This is a genomic window from Mycobacterium persicum, assembly GCF_002086915.1.
GTDB classification, from domain to species: Bacteria; Actinomycetota; Actinomycetes; order Mycobacteriales; family Mycobacteriaceae; genus Mycobacterium; species Mycobacterium persicum.
Genome location: NZ_MWQA01000001.1, coordinates 1,651,088 through 1,671,361 on the forward strand (window position 1 = coordinate 1,651,088; position 20,274 = coordinate 1,671,361).

Annotated in this window: 16 protein-coding genes and 1 pseudogene; 6 read left to right on the top strand and 11 right to left on the bottom strand. The window is 65.7% G+C overall.

The genetic code is table 11. The annotated features are described in order from the left end of the window. Window positions 1–426: pseudogene (locus B4U45_RS29010) on the top strand (PE family protein); the annotation flags it as partial. Between the two features lie 13 nt (window positions 427–439). On the opposite strand, the gene B4U45_RS07280 reads toward B4U45_RS29010, so the two are convergent. Together B4U45_RS07280 and mshB are read right to left on the bottom strand one after the other, a co-directional pair. Continuing rightward, window positions 440–904 (bottom strand): hypothetical protein, encoded by a 465-nt coding sequence (locus B4U45_RS07280; protein ID WP_075548581.1) that lies wholly within the window; start codon window positions 902–904, stop codon window positions 440–442. Window positions 905–996: 92 nt separating this feature from the next. Then, a complete protein-coding gene (gene mshB, locus B4U45_RS07285; RefSeq protein ID WP_075548580.1) occupies window positions 997–1,893 on the bottom strand; it encodes an N-acetyl-1-D-myo-inositol-2-amino-2-deoxy-alpha-D-glucopyranoside deacetylase in 897 nt (298 codons plus the stop codon). A 367-nt stretch (window positions 1,894–2,260) separates the two neighbouring features. Between mshB and B4U45_RS07290 the strand changes: the two genes are divergently transcribed. Further along, window positions 2,261–2,857 (top strand): TetR/AcrR family transcriptional regulator, encoded by a 597-nt coding sequence (locus B4U45_RS07290; RefSeq protein WP_075548579.1) that lies wholly within the window; start codon window positions 2,261–2,263, stop codon window positions 2,855–2,857. A 32-nt stretch (window positions 2,858–2,889) separates the two neighbouring features. Here B4U45_RS07290 and B4U45_RS07295 read toward each other — a convergent pair whose 3' ends face one another. From B4U45_RS07295 to B4U45_RS30040, 9 genes are all read right to left on the bottom strand, one after another. Next, a complete protein-coding gene (locus B4U45_RS07295; protein WP_083154619.1) occupies window positions 2,890–4,599 on the bottom strand; it encodes a PE family protein in 1,710 nt (569 codons plus the stop codon). A 226-nt stretch (window positions 4,600–4,825) separates the two neighbouring features. Beyond that, entirely contained in the window at window positions 4,826–6,715 is a 1,890-nt protein-coding gene (locus B4U45_RS07300) for an ABC transporter family substrate-binding protein (RefSeq protein WP_083154625.1), read from the bottom strand. Window positions 6,716–6,812: 97 nt separating this feature from the next. Continuing rightward, window positions 6,813–8,687 (bottom strand): translational GTPase TypA, encoded by a 1,875-nt coding sequence (gene typA / locus B4U45_RS07305; protein WP_075548593.1) that lies wholly within the window; start codon window positions 8,685–8,687, stop codon window positions 6,813–6,815. Between the two features lie 172 nt (window positions 8,688–8,859). Continuing rightward, on the bottom strand, window positions 8,860–9,591 hold the full coding sequence (gene narI / locus B4U45_RS07310; RefSeq protein WP_075548577.1) for a respiratory nitrate reductase subunit gamma: 732 nt from the start codon (window positions 9,589–9,591) through the stop codon (window positions 8,860–8,862). Beyond that, window positions 9,584–10,246: a nitrate reductase molybdenum cofactor assembly chaperone gene (gene narJ / locus B4U45_RS07315; protein WP_219859368.1), complete on the bottom strand. Its 663-nt coding sequence runs from the start codon at window positions 10,244–10,246 to the stop codon at window positions 9,584–9,586. Before narJ ends, narI begins: the two co-directional genes overlap by 8 nt. Beyond that, on the bottom strand, window positions 10,243–11,832 hold the full coding sequence (narH, locus tag B4U45_RS07320; protein ID WP_075548575.1) for a nitrate reductase subunit beta: 1,590 nt from the start codon (window positions 11,830–11,832) through the stop codon (window positions 10,243–10,245). Before narH ends, narJ begins: the two co-directional genes overlap by 4 nt. Window positions 11,833–11,834: 2 nt before the next feature. After that, window positions 11,835–15,542, bottom strand: coding sequence for a nitrate reductase subunit alpha (locus B4U45_RS07325; RefSeq protein ID WP_075548574.1), 3,708 nt, complete (start codon window positions 15,540–15,542; stop codon window positions 11,835–11,837). Between the two features lie 262 nt (window positions 15,543–15,804). Further along, window positions 15,805–16,221: a (deoxy)nucleoside triphosphate pyrophosphohydrolase gene (locus B4U45_RS07330; RefSeq protein WP_075548573.1), complete on the bottom strand. Its 417-nt coding sequence runs from the start codon at window positions 16,219–16,221 to the stop codon at window positions 15,805–15,807. Continuing rightward, window positions 16,109–16,831 carry a DUF3761 domain-containing protein gene (locus B4U45_RS30040; RefSeq protein WP_306770979.1) on the bottom strand — a complete coding sequence of 241 codons (723 nt, stop codon included), beginning with the start codon at window positions 16,829–16,831 and terminating at the stop codon, window positions 16,109–16,111. The genes B4U45_RS07330 and B4U45_RS30040 overlap by 113 nt, the downstream gene beginning before the upstream one ends. On the opposite strand from B4U45_RS30040, the gene B4U45_RS07340 reads away from it, so the two are divergent. From B4U45_RS07340 to B4U45_RS07355, 4 genes are all read left to right on the top strand, one after another. Continuing rightward, window positions 16,716–17,000: a 4a-hydroxytetrahydrobiopterin dehydratase gene (locus B4U45_RS07340; protein WP_075548572.1), complete on the top strand. Its 285-nt coding sequence runs from the start codon at window positions 16,716–16,718 to the stop codon at window positions 16,998–17,000. The two genes, B4U45_RS30040 and B4U45_RS07340, sit on opposite strands and share 116 nt — an antisense overlap. A gap of 803 nt (window positions 17,001–17,803) precedes the next feature. Then, window positions 17,804–18,685, top strand: a complete 882-nt coding sequence (locus B4U45_RS07345; protein ID WP_131808341.1) for a hypothetical protein — start codon at window positions 17,804–17,806, stop codon at window positions 18,683–18,685. A gap of 99 nt (window positions 18,686–18,784) precedes the next feature. Further along, complete coding sequence (locus tag B4U45_RS07350) at window positions 18,785–19,675, top strand: glycine-rich domain-containing protein (RefSeq protein WP_131808340.1); 891 nt, start codon at window positions 18,785–18,787, stop codon at window positions 19,673–19,675. Between the two features lie 173 nt (window positions 19,676–19,848). Further along, window positions 19,849–20,274: PPE family protein (locus tag B4U45_RS07355; protein ID WP_219859369.1), on the top strand; the 426-nt coding region annotated here is incomplete at its 3' end.

The following is a 20,274-nucleotide window of genomic DNA, read 5'->3' on the forward strand; positions in this document are numbered from 1 at the left end:
CTGGCGCTGCCGCCCACCGGCGGACTCGGCGCTCTGGCGGGCAGCGGCGCGCTGCTGCGGCCGTTGGCCGGCGGCGCCGCGGCTCCGGCGGCGGTCATACCGGTGTCGGTGGCCACTGCCATCGAGAATTTCTATCTTTGGGCCGAGCCGTGGGTGCAGTGGGGCTTCAGCGTCGCCTCCTGGGCGGCGGGTTGGGTGCCGTATCTCGGGATCTTGGCGCCGCAGATCAACTTCTTCTACTACCTGTTCGAGCCGATGGTGCAGAGCGGCCTGTTCAATACGCTGGACTGGCTGGACGGGACGATCACCTTCAGTCAGGGGCTGAGCAACTTCTGGTCGGCCACCACGGCGTCGGTCAACCAGTTCATCAACACCGAGATCAGCTGGATCCGCGGCTTCCTCCCGCCTTGGCCACCGCTGCCGTAACCGGCCGTAACCGTCAGGGGTGGATTCGGCGCCGCCACAGCACCCATGCCGGCGGCGCGACTCCCGCCCCGATCAGGATCAACGCCCCAAAGGCCATCAGCCCACGTCCACCGAGGACAACGTCGTCGCCCGGACCGCCGAGGCTCAACACTGCCACCGTCAGTAGCCATGTCCACAGCGGTAACGCGGCCACCCGCGGCGACGTGGTCCATCGCGCGGCCGCCCACACCAGCGCCGCATTGAGCAGGCCGCTGACCACAGCGCTGATCGGGAAGGGCACCGAACCGATATAGGACGGCAGCAGCAGAGCCCCGGCTAGTGCGGATAACACCCCGTCGACGGCCAGCAACGCCAGGACAACGACACGTATCGCGGGGTCGGTGGTGGCGGCGGTCTCTTCACTCGAGACGGCGCGCGGCTGAGTTTCGGTCAGGTTGGGACGCTGTCGATCTGGGAGAGGATCGAACCGATGACCCACTGCAGGCTGTCCAGCCGGTCCTGCCAATGCTGCAGGTTAGGGTCCAGGTCGGGGTCCATGCGATTTCCTTCCGTGGCTGCCTGATTGGCAGCCTACGTGCCGTAACCGGTGAAGCCCAGACCGGCGAGCAGATCTGTTTCCCAGCCACGTTCATCACGGTCCCCCGCGACGCCCGCGGCAAGCACATAGTGCTCCTGGGCCGCGATCGGCAACGCCATGTTGTTGGACAGGGCGCAGGCCCGGCCGGTCGGCCCGACGCTGACCTGGGTGGCGTGCGCCGCCAGCGCCGCGGCCTTGGCGGCCTGCGCGTGCGAGTCCCCCTCGACGACGGCGGTGATCCGCTCGTCCGGAAAGGCGAAGGGCACGTCGTCCGGCGGCAGCACCCACTCGGGCCGCAGGTCCTCGGCGGCCAGGTCCTGCTTGGCCGCGCGAAATGCGCTGAGCCCGAAGACAGTCCAGTAAGCCTTCGGCACCGTCCATGGGTCGCCCGGGAAGTCTGAGGTGTGCGCTGCGGCCACCGCGGCGGCGGTGACTTTGTGGGTATGCACGTGGTCGGGATGTCCATATCCGCCGCCGGGGTCGTAGCTCACCACGACATGCGGACGGACCTCGCGGATGATCCCGACCAATGCTCCCACCGCCTGCCGTTCGTCGGCATCGACGAATCTGCGCTCGCTGCGCTGCTCGGTGCCGGCCATCCCGGAGTCACGCCAACGGCCCGCGCCGCCCAGGTAGCGGGGTCCGCTCACCCCCAGCAACTGCAGTGCGGCGGTGAGTTCGGCGATGCGGTAGCCGCCGAGTTGATCGGCGTGGTCGGCGGCGAGTTGGGCCCACCGGTCGCCGATGACCTCGCCCTCCTCACCGAGCGTGCAGGTGACGACATGGACCGCTGCGCCCCGGGCGGTGTAGTGGGCGATCGTTGCGCCGTTGCTGAGGCTTTCATCGTCGGGGTGGGCATGCACGAACAGCAGCCGCGGCGTCTCAGGCATCGGCTAGCACCCTAACCGCCGGACGCCGCGGCATCCAGCCCCGACCAAGGACCTACCGCAACGGACCGCAGGCAGCCCCCTACCGGCCGTCCGCCCCGATCGGGTGACCAAAGCGGAGCGTATCGCGATCCAGGGACTTAGATGACTATTTCCACAGAATCTGTTGGCAATAATGTGCCACTCGGGTAGTCGTCCCGCCTCAGGCCCGCGCCGAGGACGAAACCGCCTGCCGCTGTGAGCGTTACGGACGGGCCGGTCGCCAGGCCGGTCGCCGGGCCGGGCCCGGAAGTGGCCGCGCGCCGGGCCGGATGCTGAACGGCCGGCTCTACGAGCAACAGGTAGGAACGCGAGCGGCTACTATCACACCATGGCCCAACCCACCCACGACCGGTCGACCGTCCGCAGTCGCCGGCGCGGCGAGGTGCTCGAACGTGCGCTCTATGCGGCCACCTTGGCCGAGCTGGCGACCGTCGGATACGGCGGCCTGACGATGGAAGGGATTGCGGCACGCGCTCAAACCGGCAAGGCCGCACTGTATCGGCGCTGGCCCAGTAAGTATGACCTGGTCCACGCCGCCCTGCGACACGCTGTGCCGCCGCTGGAGGACCCGCGCCCCGGCCGGTCAGCACGGGAAAACCTGCTGACGGTTTTCACCGCTCAGCGTGATGTGCTGGCCGGTAGGACCGATTTTCCGGGCCTGGAAATCATCGGTCAGCTGATCCACGAACCCGAGCTGCGGGCGATCTTCACCGAGGCGGTGATAGCTCCGCGGCTGAAAATCGTCGAGTCGATACTGCAGGCCGCTGTTCGCGACGGCCAGATCGATGCGTCCCTGCTCACCCCGCTGACGGCGCGGGTCGGGCCCGCCCTGATCAACCAGCACTTGATGTTGACCGGAACGCCGCCAAACCGTAGAGAGCTGGAACTCATCGTCGACACGGTGATCCCGCGAAAGACGTCCTAGACGTTGCAGTTGCCGGCAACGGACCGCCGCGGTCAGTACGTTCCGCCGCCGCCGATTTCACCGCCGCCACCGACTTCGACACCGGTAGAGACATCGACCGGTCCGCCGCCGAGAACCAGGCCGACCAACTGCGTGTCGAGCATCAGTTTCTGCTGCACGGCGCCCAACAGGCCGCCGACCTGACCGTCGCTGAAGACCTGCCCGTCACCACCGATGGTCAAGTCGGCGTAAAAATCTGCCGGAGCGGGTGCGCCCAGGACGGTGTTGACCAACTGCTCACCGGTACCCAACGCCAGATTGCCCATGTTGAAGGCGCGGTCGAGGACTCCGTTGAGGGCGCCGTTGGTGCCGAAAACGGCCCGTTCCAAGCCCATTTCAGCCGCGACCAACCGATGGTTGAGGGCAAGTTCGGCACCGATCAGATTGGCGTTGAAGCCGACCAGCCCGTGCTCCAGCTGCGCCACGAAACCAGCCGGGGCGCCCAGGGCGGCCTGCGCGGGCGTCGGATCGACACCCAACGCCACCAGCGCGGGCGTCACCACGCCGCCGGTCAGGCCGATCAAGTTGGCGTCCAGCATGAGTTTTTGAGTGATCGCGCCCGCGATACCGCCGAGTTGGGCTTCGCCCGCCACCAACCCGTCGACGACCAGACTGGAATGGAAGCCGTCCGGAACCGGTACACCCAACAGGGTGTTGACGAATTGCTCGCCGGTGCCCACCAACGAGTTCACGATGCCAAAGCCATTGTTGGCCACCCCATTGAGCGCGGCATCGGTGCCGAAAAGGGCATGCCGCAACGACGTCTCCCCGGCGACCAGAGCGTGGTTGAAGGCCAGTTCACCGTTGACCACGGCGGAACCAACGGCGACTTCAGCGTGCGCAATGTGCTGCAACACACTGTCCGACGAGCCCGTCAGCACCGCCCTGACCGGGCCGGGAACCACGGCCCGCATCAGCCCCGTGTACCCGCTGTGCACGCCGGCCGCAAGCGTCCCGCCGGTGGCCACCAGCCCCGAAAGCTCACCGAGCCCACCGCCGATACCGGGCGGCAGGGCAGCACCCAACTGCGCGGCCACACCGTTGATCGCACTGTCGAAGCCGCCGGTCAGCAGCTGACCCGTCGGGATCATTCCGGCAAGAAACTGACCACCGCCTTGCACCGAACCGCCGATCACCAGGCTGGCGCTGAGATTCGGCGCGACCGGCACACCCGCGACGGTGTTGACGAACTGCTCGCCGGCATATACCAGAGCGTTGGCGGCGTTGAAGCCGGCGTTGAGCACAGCGCCCAGTGCGCCGTTGACGCCGGCGACCGCTTGCCCCAACGCGGTTTCACCGGCGACCAAGGTCTCGTTGAACGCGAGCTCGGCGCAAGCCAGGTCGGCGGTGACAGCGGCCCGCGCCTGGCCGGCCTGCTCCAGCAGCGCGCCCGCCGGGCCACCCGAGAGCATCGCCGCCACATTGCCGGCCTCACTGCCGACATACGCCGCCGCACCCGCCTTCAGCGTCCGCACAAACTGGTCATGAAACAGTGCCAGCTGCGTGCTGAGCTGTTGGTATGCCTGGCCGTGCGCACCGAACAACGCTGCGATGCTCGCCGATACCTCATCAAGAGCCGGGGGGAGCACGCCGATGGTCGCGGATGCCGCGGTATTGCTGGCCGCGCTGATCGTCGAGCCAATGTTTGCTAAATCCGTTGCCGCCGCTGTAAATAGCGCGGCGTCTGCGAGTACAAAAGACATCTCGGGCCTCTCAACCGTGCGTCATTGCTGGCTATCCCTGGCCCGATCAGAGCAGCCCGCAGCGGAGCGTATCGCGAGCTGCGAGCCGCTTCAGCCGTTTCGATGCAAACCGTTAGTAACAATTTGCCACTCGGGCAATTCGTGTGGGTTTCCGCGGGCGATCCCGTGAGCGCGTGAAAAGGGCTACCGCCCATGGGTTTACCCGAACGATGCGTCCCGAGATCTGCTATGGCCCGGTCTTGACCCATTGGCCGGCGTCGCCGACGATGCCGACTGGCACCGCGCCGGACAGGCTGACGTTCTGCACGCTCGGGCCGGCTGCGACGATCGTGGTGTCCTGCAATATCGGCAGCACGGTTGACATATTCCACAGTCGCGGTTCGATGGCGGTGATCACGTCGTTGATGTTCTTGGTGCCGTTGAGGGCGGCGTCGATGTTCGACTGGATGCTGCGATCGCAGATCCCCGTAAGGTTCGACGGCGCCTTGACCAGCGCGCTCGGATCGGCCGGCGGGCCGGGCTGCGGCGTGGGCGTAACCGTGTCGGGAGCCACGGTCGGCGTGGCGCCGGTGGGGGTAACCGCCGGCGAGGCCGGTGGCGGGACCTGGGTGGCCTGCAGCGCGGGACAGCTATAACGCGAGGCCAGCAATGTCGCCAGGTTTCCGCCGGCTTGATGCCAGCCGACGATGGCATCAATCCGGTTGTCGTTCAACGCGTCCCGGTAAAGGATGACCGGATCCAGGGCCAGCACGGTCGCGTCGATCCCGACGTTGCGCAGTTGGTCGGCCGCGGTATTGGCGACGGCCACTGACGTCGGGTCGTTTGCCGCCACCCCGACGACCAATGACAGCTGTTTGCCGTCCTTACTGACCCGGCCCCGGATCACTTCCGGCGGCCCGGTGCTCACCGGTGTGGTCGAACCCGGTCCCGACGGCGCGGTCGACGCCGAGTTGCTGTCGATCTCATATCCGGATGCGGCCAGCAACCCCAAAGCGGTGGTGGTCGTCATCGCCGGTGGCGCGGTCGGCACATAGCCCGGGTCGCTGGGCGAGCGGATCTGCGCCTGATCCAGGGTCACGGTGTTGTCGCTGCCGGCGCCCACCGCAGCCAGCAGGTCGATGTCCAGCAGCCCCAAGATCGCCTTGCGGACCTGCGTGTCGGCCAACTTCGGCACGTTTGCCCGCAGCGTCAGCTGCATGACCCGCGGTGTCACGATCCGCGCGGTCCGCACATCCGGGATGGCCGACAACTGCGCGAAAGCGGCCGAACCGCCATGCACCTGCGCCACCTGCGTGTCGCCGTTACGCACCGAATCGGCCAGCGCCGCGGGTGCCCCGGCCCGCCGGAAGAGGATCAGGCCGGGTTTGGCAGGCGGCCCCCAGTACCGGTCGTTGCGGGCGATCAGGATCTCGTCGCGCTGCGGGTCGATGTTCTCCACCCGGAACTGCCCGCCGGTGACGGGCAGCGCCCGGGCCAGCCCCGCGGCGAAACCGCCGGGCACGTCCTTGACGATGTGCGCCGGCAGCAGGTTGTTGAACAACTCCCGCCAGGCTGGGTATGGCTGCGCGAAGGTCACCACGGCCTGCTTGCCGCCTTCGAGCGATTGCACACCGGTGATCAGGTCATAGCCCGCCGGATCGACGACGCCCGGCTGGCTGACCATCTGCCGCCACAGGTACCAGAAGTCGTCGGCGGCGATGGGCGCGTTGTCGGTCCATTGCGCCTCGGGCCGGATCTTGTAGGTCACCGTGAACGGGTTTTCGCTGGTGACGTCCGCCGACACCAGCAACGTCGGGTCCATCTCCCAGCGCGAACCGGTCGGCGAGCTGGCATCGGGCACCGGGCGGAACGCACTGGGCAACACCAGCGCGCTGACCGCGGCGTTCACCGGCGACAGATCCGAGAGCAGATGCGGATTGAACCCGGCGCCGATCGAGTCGATGCCCATGATGATCTGGGTGGGATGCGGCGGCGGCGGAGGTGTGACGTGCGTGGTATCGGTGCTCTGCGGCGCCGGCGGCGGGCTCACGGTACAACCGGACAGCGCCACCCCCAACGTCGAAATCAGCACACCGACCGTCACCAGGACGTGACGGGCTCGGTGCAGCACGCCCATCAGGGTATCGAGGTGACCCACGGCGGTGATGTCACGGCGAAAAACCGGGGCGGGTTTCGCCGTGGCGTTACGCTGGTGCGCCCCGGGCGGCCCCAAGCTAACCCCGGGCCTTGGCCCGCGCCCGGCTGCGGGCGCGGGAGGTGGCATCCAGCTCGACCTTGCGGACCCGCACGATCTCCGGGGTCACCTCGACGCATTCGTCGGGCGCGCAGAACTCCATGGCCCGCTCCAGGTCGAGTTCGAGCGGCTTGGCCAGGGTTTCGATGACATCGGCGGTCGACGAGCGCATGTTGGTCAGCTTCTTCTCCCGGGTGACGTTGATGTCGAGGTCCTCCGGGCGCGGGTTGACGCCGACGACCATGCCCTCGTAGGTGTCCTGGCCGGGCTCGACGAAGAACTGGCCCCGATCGGCGAGCTGGAGCAACGCAAACGGGGTGATGGTGCCGGACCGGTCGGAGACCAGCGATCCCGTGTGGCGGGCCCGGATGTCCCCCGCCCACGGCTTGTACCCGTCGAACACCGCATGCCCGACGCCGGTGCCGCGGGTCTCGGTGAGGAAGTCGGTGCGCCACCCGATCAGGCCGCGGCTGGGCACCACGAAATCCATCCGGACCCAACCAGTGGTGTGGTTGGCCATCTCCACCATGCGGCCCTTGCGCGCGGCCATCAATTGGGTGACCGCACCGACGTATTCCTCCGGGCAGTCGACGGTCATCGCCTCGAACGGCTCGTGCAACCTGCCGTCGATGGTCTTGGTCACCACCTGCGGCTTGCCCACGGTCAATTCGAAGCCCTCGCGGCGCATCTGCTCGACCAGTACGGCCAGCGCCAGCTCGCCGCGGCCCTGCACCTCCCAGGCGTCCGGCGCACCGATGTCGAGGACCCGGATCGACACGTTGCCCACCAGCTCGGCATCCAGCCGGTTGCGGACCATGCGGGCGGTGAGCTTGTGACCGGCCACCTTGCCGGCCAGCGGCGAGGTGTTGGTGCCGACGGTGACCGAGATGGCCGGCTCGTCGACGGCGATCCTCGGCAGCGCAACGGGATTCGTCAGGTCGGCGAGCGTGTCGCCGATCATGATCTCGGGCAGGCCGGCGACCGCCACGATGTCGCCGGCGACGGCCTCCTCCGTCGGATTGCGTTCCACCCCTTCGGTGGCCAGCAATTCGGTGATCTTGGCGGTAGCCGTGCCCGCTTCCCGTATCCAGGCGACCTGTTGGCCCTTGCGGATGCGTCCGTTGTAGATGCGGATCAACGCCAGCCGGCCCAGAAACGTCGACGCGTCGAGGTTGGTGACCAGCGCCTGCAGCGGCGCGTCCGGGTCGCCGTGGGGCGGCGGCACGTGCTCTTCGAGGATCTCGAACAGCGGATCGAGGTTGTCGCCGTCGGGAACCTGGCCGTCGAGCGGCTGGGCGGTGCTGGCCACCCCGGCGCGTCCGGATGCGAACAGCGTGGGCAGGCCCAGCGCGTGCTCGGCGGCTGCGGCTGCCTCGTCGTCGAGATCGCTGGCCACGTCCAGCAACAGGTCGTGACTGGCCTCGACGACCTCGGCGATGCGCGCGTCGGGCCGGTCGGTCTTGTTGACGACGAGAATCACCGGCAGATGGGCGGCCAGCGCCTTGCGCAGCACGAACCGCGTCTGCGGCAGCGGCCCCTCGGACGCGTCCACCAGCAGCAACACCCCGTCCACCATGGATAGCCCACGCTCCACCTCGCCGCCGAAATCGGCGTGTCCGGGCGTGTCGATGACATTGATCACAGTCACGGTGCCATCGCTGTTATGGCGGTGCACGGCGGTGTTCTTGGCCAGGATGGTGATCCCTTTTTCCCGCTCCAGGTCACCGGTATCCAGCACGCGTTCCTGCAGCCCCCCGCGTTCGGCCAGCGCCCCGGATTGCCGCAGCATGGCGTCGACCAGCGTGGTTTTGCCGTGGTCGACGTGCGCGACGATGGCGACATTGCGGAATGGCACGTCGGTGATTGTGGCAGCCCGGTGGCCGGTTCGCGAAAACCAGCGTCCGGCGGCCGTTCCGAACATCGATTCTGCATACAGCGCTACCGCGGGCGGCCGAGCCGCGCGCTGGGCGCAGTCTCGACGCGCTGTGCACAGTCTGGGCGCGCGCCGACACTGCCGTGGAATGGCGCTACCAGCCTCGACGGGGCGGCGCCGAACCGACCAGTTGGTCGGTGGCGGCCACCTCGCGGCTGCGATACACGATGTAGGGCCTGAACAGGTAGGCGATCGGGGCGCTCAGTACATGCACCAGCCGGGTGAACGGCCACAGCGTGAACAGCACCATCCCGATCAGGGCATGCAGCTGGTAGTCCAACGGTGCGTTGATCATCACCTCCCCGTGCGGCTGGAACAACCAGATCCGCCGGAACCACATCCCGACCGTGTAGCGGTAGTGGAACTCGCCGCCGTGCGGCCCCGTCCCGATCAGGTCGCAGTAGAGCCCCACCACGATGGCCAGCACCAGCACCACATACATCACCTTGTCGCTGCGGGTGGTCGACGCCGACACTGCCGGACGGGTGAGCCTCCGGTAGATCAGCAAACCCACGCCCACCAGCGTCGCGAAACCCGCAATGGATCCGGCGATCACCGCTTGCAGGTGGTAGACGTAGTCGCTGACGTGAAGCGCCTTGGTCACCCGCGGCGGGATGAACAACCCCATCACGTGGCCGGCGAACACCGCCAGGATGCCGAAGTGAAATATCGGGCTGGCGATGCTGAGCAGCCGCGACTCGTAGATCTGCGAGGAGCGGGAGGTCCAGCCGAACTTGTCGTAGCGGTATCGCCACCAGAGGCCGACCACCAACACCGCCAGCGTGACGTAAGGGGTGATGTCCCAGAACAGTACGTTGCTAAACATCGGGCGCTCTTTCTTGGCGACGGGGCGGCACGGTCAAGTTAAACGGTTGCAGCCCAACGGCTTCCGCGGGCGGCCCGGCTTCGGCCAGACGCCGCGCCCGGCGCACCTCCTGGTCGGTGGCCACCGGCAACGTCTCGCACACCGCCGCCACGGTGTGCTGATACGGCGACTCGGCGTCGGCCAACGCGGACCGCAACACGTCGATGGGGACCCGGTGCTCGGTCAACAACCGCCGTTCCACCTCGGGTGCGACGGTCGCGGCGAACTCGAGCACGACCGGCAAATGATCCGGCGCCTCGCTGCGTGGCGGCTCCACTCCCGCGGCCCGGTACGCGGTGGCGAAGGCCAGCATCTCCCGGCCGCGGTTGCGGGTGTCCCCTGCGGTCCAGTACGTCAGATACATCGTGGCGCGCCGGCGCATGTCGAACGTGGCGACGTAGTCCATGGCGGCGGCCATCGGTTCCGCGGCGCGCAGCGCGGCGACCGTTCGCCCGAGCAGGTCGGCGACGGTCCCGTCCAGGTGCGCCAGCAGACCTTCGACGGTGTCCAGGCGCTCGGTCAGCCCGTCGTCGGGGTAGGCCAGCAGCAGTGACGCCGCCTGCCACACCAGCCGGTCGCGCAGCGCCGGTTCACGGGATCGGGAGCGCAGCCTCATCGCTGCTGCTTTTCCGGGAACATCCCGACCGGCGGCTGGTCGCCGTTCCAGGTCAGCAGGTCCACCTGGGTCGAACGCTGGTGGGCATGGAATGTCTGCACCGAAACCGGCACCGGTGCGCCGTCTTCATACATACCGGGGCCGCCGTCGCCGGTCAGCGAGCAGCCCATCTGCTCCAGCTCGCGGGCCTGCGGGCTGAACGCCGTCGGAATGACATACCTCTCTTCGTATTTCGCGATGGCGAGCAGCCGATACATGTCGTACATCTGTTCTTCGGTCATCCCGACCGACTGCGGAATGTGGGGCTGAGTCTCCCGACCGAGATTGATGTCGCGCATGTAGGAGCGCATCGCCGCCAGCCGCCGTAACACCGCTTCCACCACGCCGGTGTCGCCGGCGGTGAACAGTTCGGCCAGGTACTGCATCGGGATGCGCAGCGCCTCCAGCGCACCGAACAGGTTCCCCACCTCTTCGCCGTCGTGACCGTCGCGGCTGACGGCGTCGACCACCGGCGACAGCGGTGGGATGTACCAGACCATCGGCATCGTCCGATACTCCGGATGCAACGGCAGCGCCACTTGGTAGGTGTTGATCAGCGCATAGACCGGAGAGCGTCGCGCCGCTTCGATCCACTCCTCGGAGATACCTTCCGCGCGCGCACCGGCGATGACCTCAGGATCGTTGGGATCCAACAGGATTCGCCGTTGAGCCTGATACAGGTCGATGTCGTTTTCCACCGACGCCGCCTCGAGCACCCGGTCGACGTCGTAGAGTACCAGGCCCAGATAGCGCAGCCGGCCCACGCAGGTCTCCGAGCAGATGGTCGGCAGGCCAACCTCCATCCGCGGATAGCACAGTGTGCACTTCTCGGCCTTGCCCGTCTTGTGGTTGAAATAGACCTTCTTGTAAGGACATCCGGACACACACATCCGCCAGCCGCGGCAGCGGTCCTGGTCGACCAGCACGATGCCGTCCTCGCTGCGCTTGTACATCGCACCCGACGGGCACGACGCCACGCAGGACGGGTTGAGGCAGTGCTCGCAGATCCGGGGCAGGTAAAACATGAAGGTCTCTTCGAGTTGGAGTTTCACCTCCTCGTTGACCTTCTTCAAGATCGGGTCGTCGGCAAGGATCTCGGGCGAGCCGGCCAGATTGTCGTCCCAGTTCGGCCCCCACGACACCTTCATCGTTTTGCCGCTGATCAGGCTTCGGGGCGCCGCGGTCGGAAAGGTGTCACCCGCCGGTGCGGTGGTCAGGTTTTCGTAGTCGTAGGTCCACGGCTCGTAGTATTCGTCGATGGTCGGCAACTTCGGGTTGGCGAAGATCCGCAACAGCTTGTGGAAGCGGCCGCCGTCACGCAGCCGCAACCGGCCCTTGTTGTCGCGTATCCAGCCGCCGCGCCAGCGCTCCTGGTCCTCGTAGGTGCGCGGATAGCCTTGTCCCGGACGGGTTTCGACGTTGTTGAACCATACGTACTCGGTGCCGGTGCGGTTGGTCCAGGCCTGCTTGCAGGTGACCGAACAGGTATGGCAGCCAATGCATTTGTCGAGGTTCATCACCATCGCGAGCTGCGCCATGACTTTCATTGTCAGTACCGCACTTCCTGGCTGCGACGGCGCACTACGGTCACCTCGTCGCGCTGATTGCCTGTCGGGCCCAGATAGTTGAACGCAAACGCGTGCTGACCGTAACCACCGGCCAAGTGGCTGGGCTTGATTCGGATGCGGGTGAGCGCGTTGTGGTTACCGCCGCGCTTGTCGTTGGTCTCGGTGCGCGGTGTGTCCACCGTGCGTTCTTGCACGTGGTAGACGAACACCACGCCGTCGGGGATCCGGTGGGAGACGATGGCCCGGCACACGTAGATGCCATTGGCATTGCTGGCCTCGACCCAATCATTGTCGCGCACTTGGATTTTCGCTGCATCAGCCGGGCTCATCCACATGGTGGGACCGCCGCGGGACAGCGACAGCATGTACAGGTTGTCCTGGTAGGTGGAGTGGAACGACCACTTCGAGTGCGGCGTCAAATAGCGTACGGTGAGCCCGATTCCGTCGTCAGCCGGGCCGAGTTCGGGCTGGCCGAACAGGCGCGTCATGTCCAGCGGCGGGCGGAAAACCGGCAGATGTTCGCCCAGTTCCTCAATCCAGTCGTGCGCCAGGTAGAAATGCATCCGCCCGGTCAGCGTGTGGAACGGTTTGAGGTTCTCGATGTTGATGGTGAACGGCGCATACCGGCGCCCGCCGGTTTCGCTGCCCGACCACTCCGGGCTGGTGATCACCGGGACTGGACGCGCCTGGGTATCGGCATAGCTGATACGGCGGTCTTCGCTGCCCTCGGCCAGATGCGCGAGCCGCTGACCGGTCCTTTTCTCCAGCTCGCGGAAGCCTTCGACGGCTAGGCGGCCGTTGGTTGTCCCGGACAGCAGCAGCAGCACGTCGGCCATCCGCGCCGCGGTGGTGATGGCCGGACGCCCCGCCGCGACACCGGAATTCAGTACTCCGAATCTGGCTCCGAGTTCCTCGACCTCCTGGAAGGGATGCACCGTGACACCCTTGGTGGTCAGCCCAAACTTCTCGACGAGCGGACCCAACGTCACCCACTTGTCGTAGATCGCCGGGTAGTCGCGCTCTACCACGGTGATCTTGCCCATCGTGCGCCCCGGTACCGGCGTTGCACCGGTATGCAGCCAATCGTTTTCGACGCCGCCGGGATATGCCATCGCAGCCGAGGTGTCGTGCTCGAGTGCGGTGAGCACCACATCGCTGCGGGTGCCCAGATGCCCCTTGGCCATGGCGCTGAAAGCCCGGGCAATAGCGCCGAAAGCGTCAAAATCCGAGCGGGTTTCCCACGGCGGATCGGTCGCGGCGCTGAACGCGTGCACATAGGGATGCATGTCGGTGCTGGAGATGTCGGCCTTCTCGTACCAGGTCGCCGCCGGCAGCACCACATCGGATACCAGCGTCGTGGAGGTCATCCGGAAGTCGATCGACATCATCAGGTCGAGCTTGCCCTCCGGAATGTCGCCGTCGCAGACCACATCGACGGGCCGGATCCCGTCGGCCGGCGGCCCGGCCTGCACGTTGGAATTGGTTCCCAGCAAGTGGCGCAGGAAATACTCGCCACCCTTACCCGACGAGCCGATCAGGTTGGCCCGCCAGACCGTCAGCACCCGCGGCCAGTTGGCAGGGTTGTCGGGATCAGTCACGGCGAGCTTGAGTTTGCGCTGCGCCAGCTGCTCGGCGACATACTCACCGGCCTCACGACCGGCGGCGCACGCCTCGTCGGCGAGATCCAGGCTGGATCGGTCGAACTGCGGGTAATACGGGCTCCACCCCATCGCCACCGCCGAGGCCAGCACGTCCATGGTGTGCTTGTCGGCGAACCGGCCCCGCCCCACCGGGCTGGCCAACTTGTCGGCTCCGTAGCCGTCGTAACGCCATTGGTCGGCGTGCGCATACCAGTACGAGGCGCCGGGCACCTGCCGCGGCGGGCGCACCCAGTCGGTGGCCATCGACATCGTCTGGAATCCGGTGAGCGGACGAATCTTCTCCTGACCCACGTAATGGGCCCACCCGCCACCGTTGCGCCCCATCGAGCCGGTCAGCATCAACAGCGCCAGCACCGCCCGGTAGATGGCGTCGCCGTGGAACCAATGGCAGATGCCGCCACCCATGATGATCATCGACCGGCCGCCGGATTCCTCTGCGCTGCGGGCGAATTCGCGGGCAACCCGGATAGCCTGCCCGGCCGACACCCCGGTGATCGGCTCCTGCCAGGCCGGGGTGTTGGGTTGGGCGGGATCGTCGTAGCCGGTCGGCCATTGGCCGGGTAGGCCCGGACGCGCCACGCCGTAGTGGGCCAGCATCAGGTCGAAAACCGTGCACACCAGGTGCTTACCGACGCGGCGCACCGGGACGCCGCGGGCGACTGTGGTGCCTTCGCCGTTGACCGTGTCGAAGTTGGGCAGGTGGATGAGCGCGGTGCTGTTTTCGCCGTTGACGCGGTGCGCGCCCTGCACGCTGAGCGCCGGCAGCAGATCACCCAGATCGAGGTTCCACTTCCCGACACCGTCTTCGCCGTAGCGGAATCCCAGCGAGCCGTGCGGCACGACGACTGTGCCGGTCGTTTCGTCCAGCAGCGCGGGCTTGAGCGCCGCGTTCTCGGAGTTCTTATCGGCCTCGCCCAGATCCGCGGCCGTGAGGTTCTTGCCCGGGACCAGCATCTCGCCCCGTTGCTCCAGTTTGATCAGGAACGGCAGGTCGGTGTAGCGGCGGGCGAAGTCGACGAAAAACGGAACCTGCTTTTGCACATAGCATTCCGACAGGATGACGTGACCCATCGCCATGGCCAGCGCCCCGTCGGCGCCGGCCGCACACGGCATCCACTCGTCGGCGAACTTGGTGTTGTCGGCATAGTCGGGGCTGACGGTGACGACCTTGGTGCCGCGGTAGCGGGCTTCGGCCATCCAGTGCGCATCCGGGGTCCGGGTGATCGGCACGTTGGAACCCCACATCATCAGATAGGCCGCGTCCCACCAGTCCCCGGACTCGGGCACGTCCGTCTGGTCTCCGAACACCTGCGGCGAGGCGACCGGCAGGTCGGCGTACCAGTCGTAAAACGACGTCATGGGGGCGCCGATCAACTCGAAGAACCGCGAGCCGGCGGCATAGGACACCATCGACATCGCGGGGATCGGCGAGAAGCCGGCAACCCGGTCCGGACCGTAGGTCTTGATGGTGTACACGTGGGCCGCGGCGATCAGCTCGGTCGCTTCGGCCCAGCCGACCCGGACCAGTCCGCCCTTGCCGCGGGCTTGCTGATAACGACGGCGGCGCTGCGGATCTGCCTGGATGTCGGCCCACGCCAGCACCGGGTCGCCGAGCCGGGCTTTGGCCTCCCGGTACATCTCGATCAGCACCCCGCGGGCATACGGGTAGCGAAGCCGGGTCGGCGCATAGCTGTACCAGGAGAACGACGCGCCGCGGGGACAGCCGCGTGGTTCGTACTCGGGGCGGTCCGGGCCCACCGACGGGTAGTCGGTCTGCTGGGTTTCCCAGGTGATGATGCCGTCTTTGACGTAGATCTTCCATGAGCAGGATCCGGTGCAGTTGACGCCGTGCGTGGAGCGGACCACCTTGTCGTGACTCCACCGGTCACGGTAGAAAACGTCGGCCTCCCGCCCGCCGCGCCGGGTTACGGTGCGCAGATCGGCCGAGAATTCCCCCGGGGTGAAGAATCGCCCGCTGCGCTCCAGCAGCTCCTCGATCGCTCCGCCGACGTGCGGTGTGATGGTCAACAGTGACCCTCCTTGTCATGGACGACCCGGCGCCGGGCAGTAGCCAGTCGATCGCGCTCGTGGGCCAGCTGGAATCGGCGCGTGGCCGACGATAATCGGCTCGCGCGGTGCGTTGGCTGAAATTCGCGTCAACATCGGCATGGCAGCCGGCCACTGACGTGCAGCGGACCGCCGCGATCGCTACCGGCATGCAAATCCCAGGTTAGTGGTTTGTCACGTCCTTCTTCCAGTGGACGGCGGCGACCTTGAGCGGACCTGGACATTAGCTGAAAGGCGGCTGTGGAACCTGTCGCCACAGCGCCTTCGCGAGATCGGGTAGCCAGCCGCGGTCGGCCGGCACCCAATCCAGATGGTGCAGTTGCTCCGCCGTCACCCAACGCAGCGCACGGTGGTCACGCGCGTCCGGTTCACCGTTGAGCAGCCGCACCCGGTAGGCCCGCAGTATCACGTTGCCGCCCAACGCAATATCGTCGCCCAAGCGGTCACCCACGGCGATGTCGTCGAGCCCCAGCTCCTCGGCCAGCTCCCGGGCCAGTGCGGCGCGCTCGCTTTCACCCGCGGCGACCTTACCGCCGGGAAGCTCCCAGCGCCCGGCCAGCTCCGGCGGCCTTACCCGTTGCGCCACCAAGACCGTCGAACCACAGATGATGGCTCCCGCCACGACGATCTGCGCCGGCATGGGCAATCACGGTATACCGTCGCGGCCCTGGCGCAGGCTGCCAGTGGCCGGACCCGAAAGTGCACGGGCACCATTGAGCGACTCCGCCGTGACGGGAGCAGGTGCCGCTGTGGTGTTGGCTGTGCGAATGCGAACCGTCCCGGCATATCGCGGTGACGTCGTCGTTCGAGTTGTCGGGAGAGGGAACGCAAACGCCGCTTGAATTCTGATAGCGACCCGGCGGGCACAACCCGGCGGCTGAGGCTGTCGACGCCTGAGCGACGACGCCGGCACCGGCCGGTCCCGCTTCGACTGCTACCGAGACTACTACCAAGACTACTAACGAGACTGCTAACGAGACTGTTAACGAGCGAAACATGCCGGGCCCCAAACACTTAACGTCCGAGATGCGGTGCGGTTGACAAAGATGGCCCGATGCGGGCGACCCTACCGGCTTGCCCGTGCCGCCGTGGCCAATTTGGGGAGATTCGCTGCGACCGGGGTACCGTCGCGATATGGCTGTGTTAACGGATGAGCAAGTAGACGCCGCACTGCCCGACCTCAACGGCTGGGGACGCGCCGGCGGTGCCCTGCGCCGGTCCGTCAAGTTTCCGGCGTTCCTCGACGGCATCGACGCGGTGCGCCGGGTGGCCGAGCACGCGGAACGCAAGGATCACCACCCGGATATCGATATCCGCTGGCGGACGGTAACTTTCGCGTTGGTCACGCATTCAGAGGGCGGGATCACCCAACGCGATATCGACATGGCACGCGATATCGACCGGATTATCGGGAGCTAGCGCTGAGCTAGCGCCCCTTCCCAGCCGCGCCAGCCGGGGCTGTCCGGCAAGCTGGCAAAGTTCAGTCGACCGCGCGCTGATCCGTGTTCAGGGCGGGCCGAGCCATTGTCGAGGCAACCACGGATCCCGTTGGTGGCATCGACGCAGCAGGGCTTACCCGATCGCGGCCGCGAAACACGTTTGCCGGCGCACCCCGGCCGGATACCTATTAGGCAGGCGACTCCCTGCCGACCACGCCGACCCCGTTCACCGGAAAGCTTGTGGGCATGCAGCAACTGCTGACCCGAGGTGGACTCTGCCCACTACTGCCCGGCCGTACCGCGCAAGTCCGGACCCACAGAAGCACCAGCAGATCCAGGCTGTTTCCTCAGCCCAGAACGTGGGAAGTCAACGATGCCGGAGCTCTGATCCAGAACAGAACCCGGATTCCGTGAAACATTAACGTTGATAAATGGTGCTTATGGTTTTATCGACACGTTTGATTGGCGGGCAATAATTGGCTTCGTCTATCGTTTCCGACGCCGAGCAAAGTTGGTGCTCTCTGCGAGCGGTTTCGCGTCCCATCCAGCCTGCTGGCCTGATGGTCGCATAACCTGTGAAACGCGAATTGTTGGAAGCGCCGCATGGTTTTCAAGGAGTGAGCCGTTAGACATTGGAGCAGCCCGGTGCCGGCTTGACGAGTTGATGTCTGCTATCCGTCTTATGCTGTCAACGTCTCTTAATCTGAGGCAGTCTTACTCGAATTTGCATTTCATTTTGTATTCGCGCCGGCAAGAAGAAAGGCGATTTATTCAATGGCTCGAGTGTCCCGTGACCCATTAACCGACGACGGCGGCGTCGCTGAATCTGACATGCCTCGTCCCGCGCCCAGGGCAGCGAAGGGGCGGCGCGGCAAACGGGGTGCGGCGGCTGCGCTGGGCGCGCTGGCCTTGACCAGCGGTGTCACCGCCGCCATCGATGCCACCAGGGATGGCACTCAGATCAGCGCCGGCAGGCTCGCCATCACCTTGACTGCACACGGCGGATTCAAACTCGACACATGTACGACCAACGGTTCCAGTTACAGCGACGGCAATGGTTCCAGCAATAGCTCCACCACGTCCAACACGACTCAAGATTTCGGCACCAGTACAACCACTTCTGATAGCACTCAGACGTCCGGCACCGGTACGACTACCTACGACACCACTCAAGATCTAAGTACCAGCATCTCCAATTCCGACAGCACGCAGACTGGCAGCAACGAGTCGACTAATTACGACAATAATCAGCTAAGTCTGCCCGAAGAATATACGTATACTACGCCGATCGAACATACTCCGGTCCCCCCCTCAGGTTTCGAACGCGGTGGCACAATCTTCGTCGGCGGCGGCGATGAGGGTTTGCCACCCGGATTTACGCGAAGCGGCACGTTCTGGGTTGGCGGCGACGACAGCGAAGATTCCAGCGGCGATAGCAGCACTGTTCCGTACTTTGTTGATAACTACAGCGAGCGCTATAACAATGACAAGCTGAACATCGGTGATTATCAACCGAACGCGGCTGATCATTATGATCCAAACTCTAACTTAGAATTTTATCTGGACGATAACAACGAAAATGTAATTAATGATAATAACGATATCGATGCCATCACCAGGGAGAATCTGGAGTTCAAATTGAGGCTGATGTCCTGTTACGGCTAGGGCGCGCGACGGGCCTGAAGCCGCTCTGTCGCTACGGGGCTTGTTGGATCCGACCCACCGTGGAGCCGATTCTTTGCCTGTGAGTTCGACTCGAGCGACGTGGGATCTGTTGGCCCGGTAGTCGCGGCGCCTGTTCTTCGAGATGTTCTGCGCGGGTTATTCGGAGTCGGCAGCCGAAAAGGCGACCAGACGATCTACAAGAAAGTTGTTGTTGTGCGCATGTCTCAATCAATTGATGTCCCACCGGTGACAGGCGATGTTGCCGGTTCGATCGAGGAATTCCGCAGCGACGCCGCGTCGGGTATTGCGGTGCTGGACAGTAGGTGGGCTCTGGCGTTGGAGTTTGAGGCGCCCTATGTGCTGGACCGGCTGCTGAGCGAGGGTGTCGTGGACACTCGCTGCCAGGCGCAGGAATTGTTCAGCGAAGCCAAGAAGTATTTGGTGTTGTGCGAACTCAGTCCGGACACGGCAATTGGTATGTACTCGGGACTAGTCGATGCGGCCTGGCATGCGTTTATTTTGTTCACCGCAGAATACATCGAGTACGGTCAGCGATTTTTTGGTCACTATCTGGCTCACTCCCCCGCCGTTGTCGAGTCCAGGCCCTCTGTTGGAGCCGGGCACAGCCGTGGTCGGCTCAGGCGGAAGGCGACGTTCCTTGACTTCCGCTGCCGCTACGAAACACTCTTCCAACGCCCCCTGCCGGATGTCTGGTATGACGAGCGTTGCATCTGCCCAAGCCGGCGGATGATCCGCGAGGGCCGGGTCGGCCCGCTGAGTCTGACTCGCCATGACGGCTGTGTCGAGCTGCGCCGCCCCAACGGTGCCAGCCTGGTTAGCGTCAACGAGCTGGCTTACCCCGCTTTGCAATTCATCCTCGCCACCGGCGCCTTTTACGTCCGGGAACTGCCCGGGGAGCTCACCGACGAGGAAAAGGTCGGCCTCACCCAGGCGCTAGCCCGATGCGGCGCGGTCAGAATCGCGGCCTGAGACGTTGAGCACGAATAGGCCGTCGGCGCGGCACGGGACGAGCGATTGATGCCGAGCCGCAACATTTTTCATCTACTGACGCGTCGTACTGACGCATCGGCGATCCGGTCGCCGCGCCCCCGGCGGGCACCAAGGTCAGCGACATCCCATAAACCCCTACCAGGCATGGAGCGATGGTGTTTGATTTTGCGCTGTTACCGCCAGAGGTCAATTCGGCCCGGATGTATACCGGTGCAGGCTCGGGTTCGCTGCGCACCGCCGCGGCCAGCTGGCAACTGCTGGCCGCCGAACTGCACTCCGCGGCCAGCATGTACCGATCGGTGGTCACCGACCTGACCACCATGCAGTGGACGGGTCCGTCGTCGATGTCGATGGCCGCCGCCGTCATTCCCTATGTGGATTGGCTCACCGTCACCGCCGAGCAAGCCCGGCACACCGCGGCCCAGGCAACCGCCGCCGCCACCGCCTTCGAGCAGGCCTTCGCGATGACGGTGCCCCCGCCGGTGATCGCCGCCAACCGCGCCCAGCTGCTCGCGCTAATCGCAACCAACTTCTTCGGCCAAAACACCGCCGCGATCGCCACCACCGAAGCCCAATAC

Excerpts from the sequence above, each read along its gene's own strand:
- B4U45_RS30040 (WP_306770979.1), bottom strand. The coding sequence starts at position 16,831 with ATGCCGTCGAGGAACGCCGGAAACTTGACGGACCGGCGCAGGGCACCG.
- narH (WP_075548575.1), bottom strand. The coding sequence starts at position 11,832 with ATGAAAGTCATGGCGCAGCTCGCGATGGTGATGAACCTCGACAAATGC.
- narJ (WP_219859368.1), bottom strand. The coding sequence starts at position 10,246 with ATGAGGCTGCGCTCCCGATCCCGTGAACCGGCGCTGCGCGACCGGCTG.
- B4U45_RS07300 (WP_083154625.1), bottom strand. The coding sequence starts at position 6,715 with ATGGGCGTGCTGCACCGAGCCCGTCACGTCCTGGTGACGGTCGGTGTG.
- B4U45_RS07330 (WP_075548573.1), bottom strand. The coding sequence starts at position 16,221 with ATGCCGGCGCAGATCGTCGTGGCGGGAGCCATCATCTGTGGTTCGACG.
- mshB (WP_075548580.1), bottom strand. The coding sequence starts at position 1,893 with ATGCCTGAGACGCCGCGGCTGCTGTTCGTGCATGCCCACCCCGACGAT.
- B4U45_RS07295 (WP_083154619.1), bottom strand. The coding sequence starts at position 4,599 with ATGTCTTTTGTACTCGCAGACGCCGCGCTATTTACAGCGGCGGCAACG.
- B4U45_RS07340 (WP_075548572.1), top strand. The coding sequence starts at position 16,716 with ATGGCTGTGTTAACGGATGAGCAAGTAGACGCCGCACTGCCCGACCTC.
- B4U45_RS07290 (WP_075548579.1), top strand. The coding sequence starts at position 2,261 with ATGGCCCAACCCACCCACGACCGGTCGACCGTCCGCAGTCGCCGGCGC.
- narI (WP_075548577.1), bottom strand. The coding sequence starts at position 9,591 with ATGTTTAGCAACGTACTGTTCTGGGACATCACCCCTTACGTCACGCTG.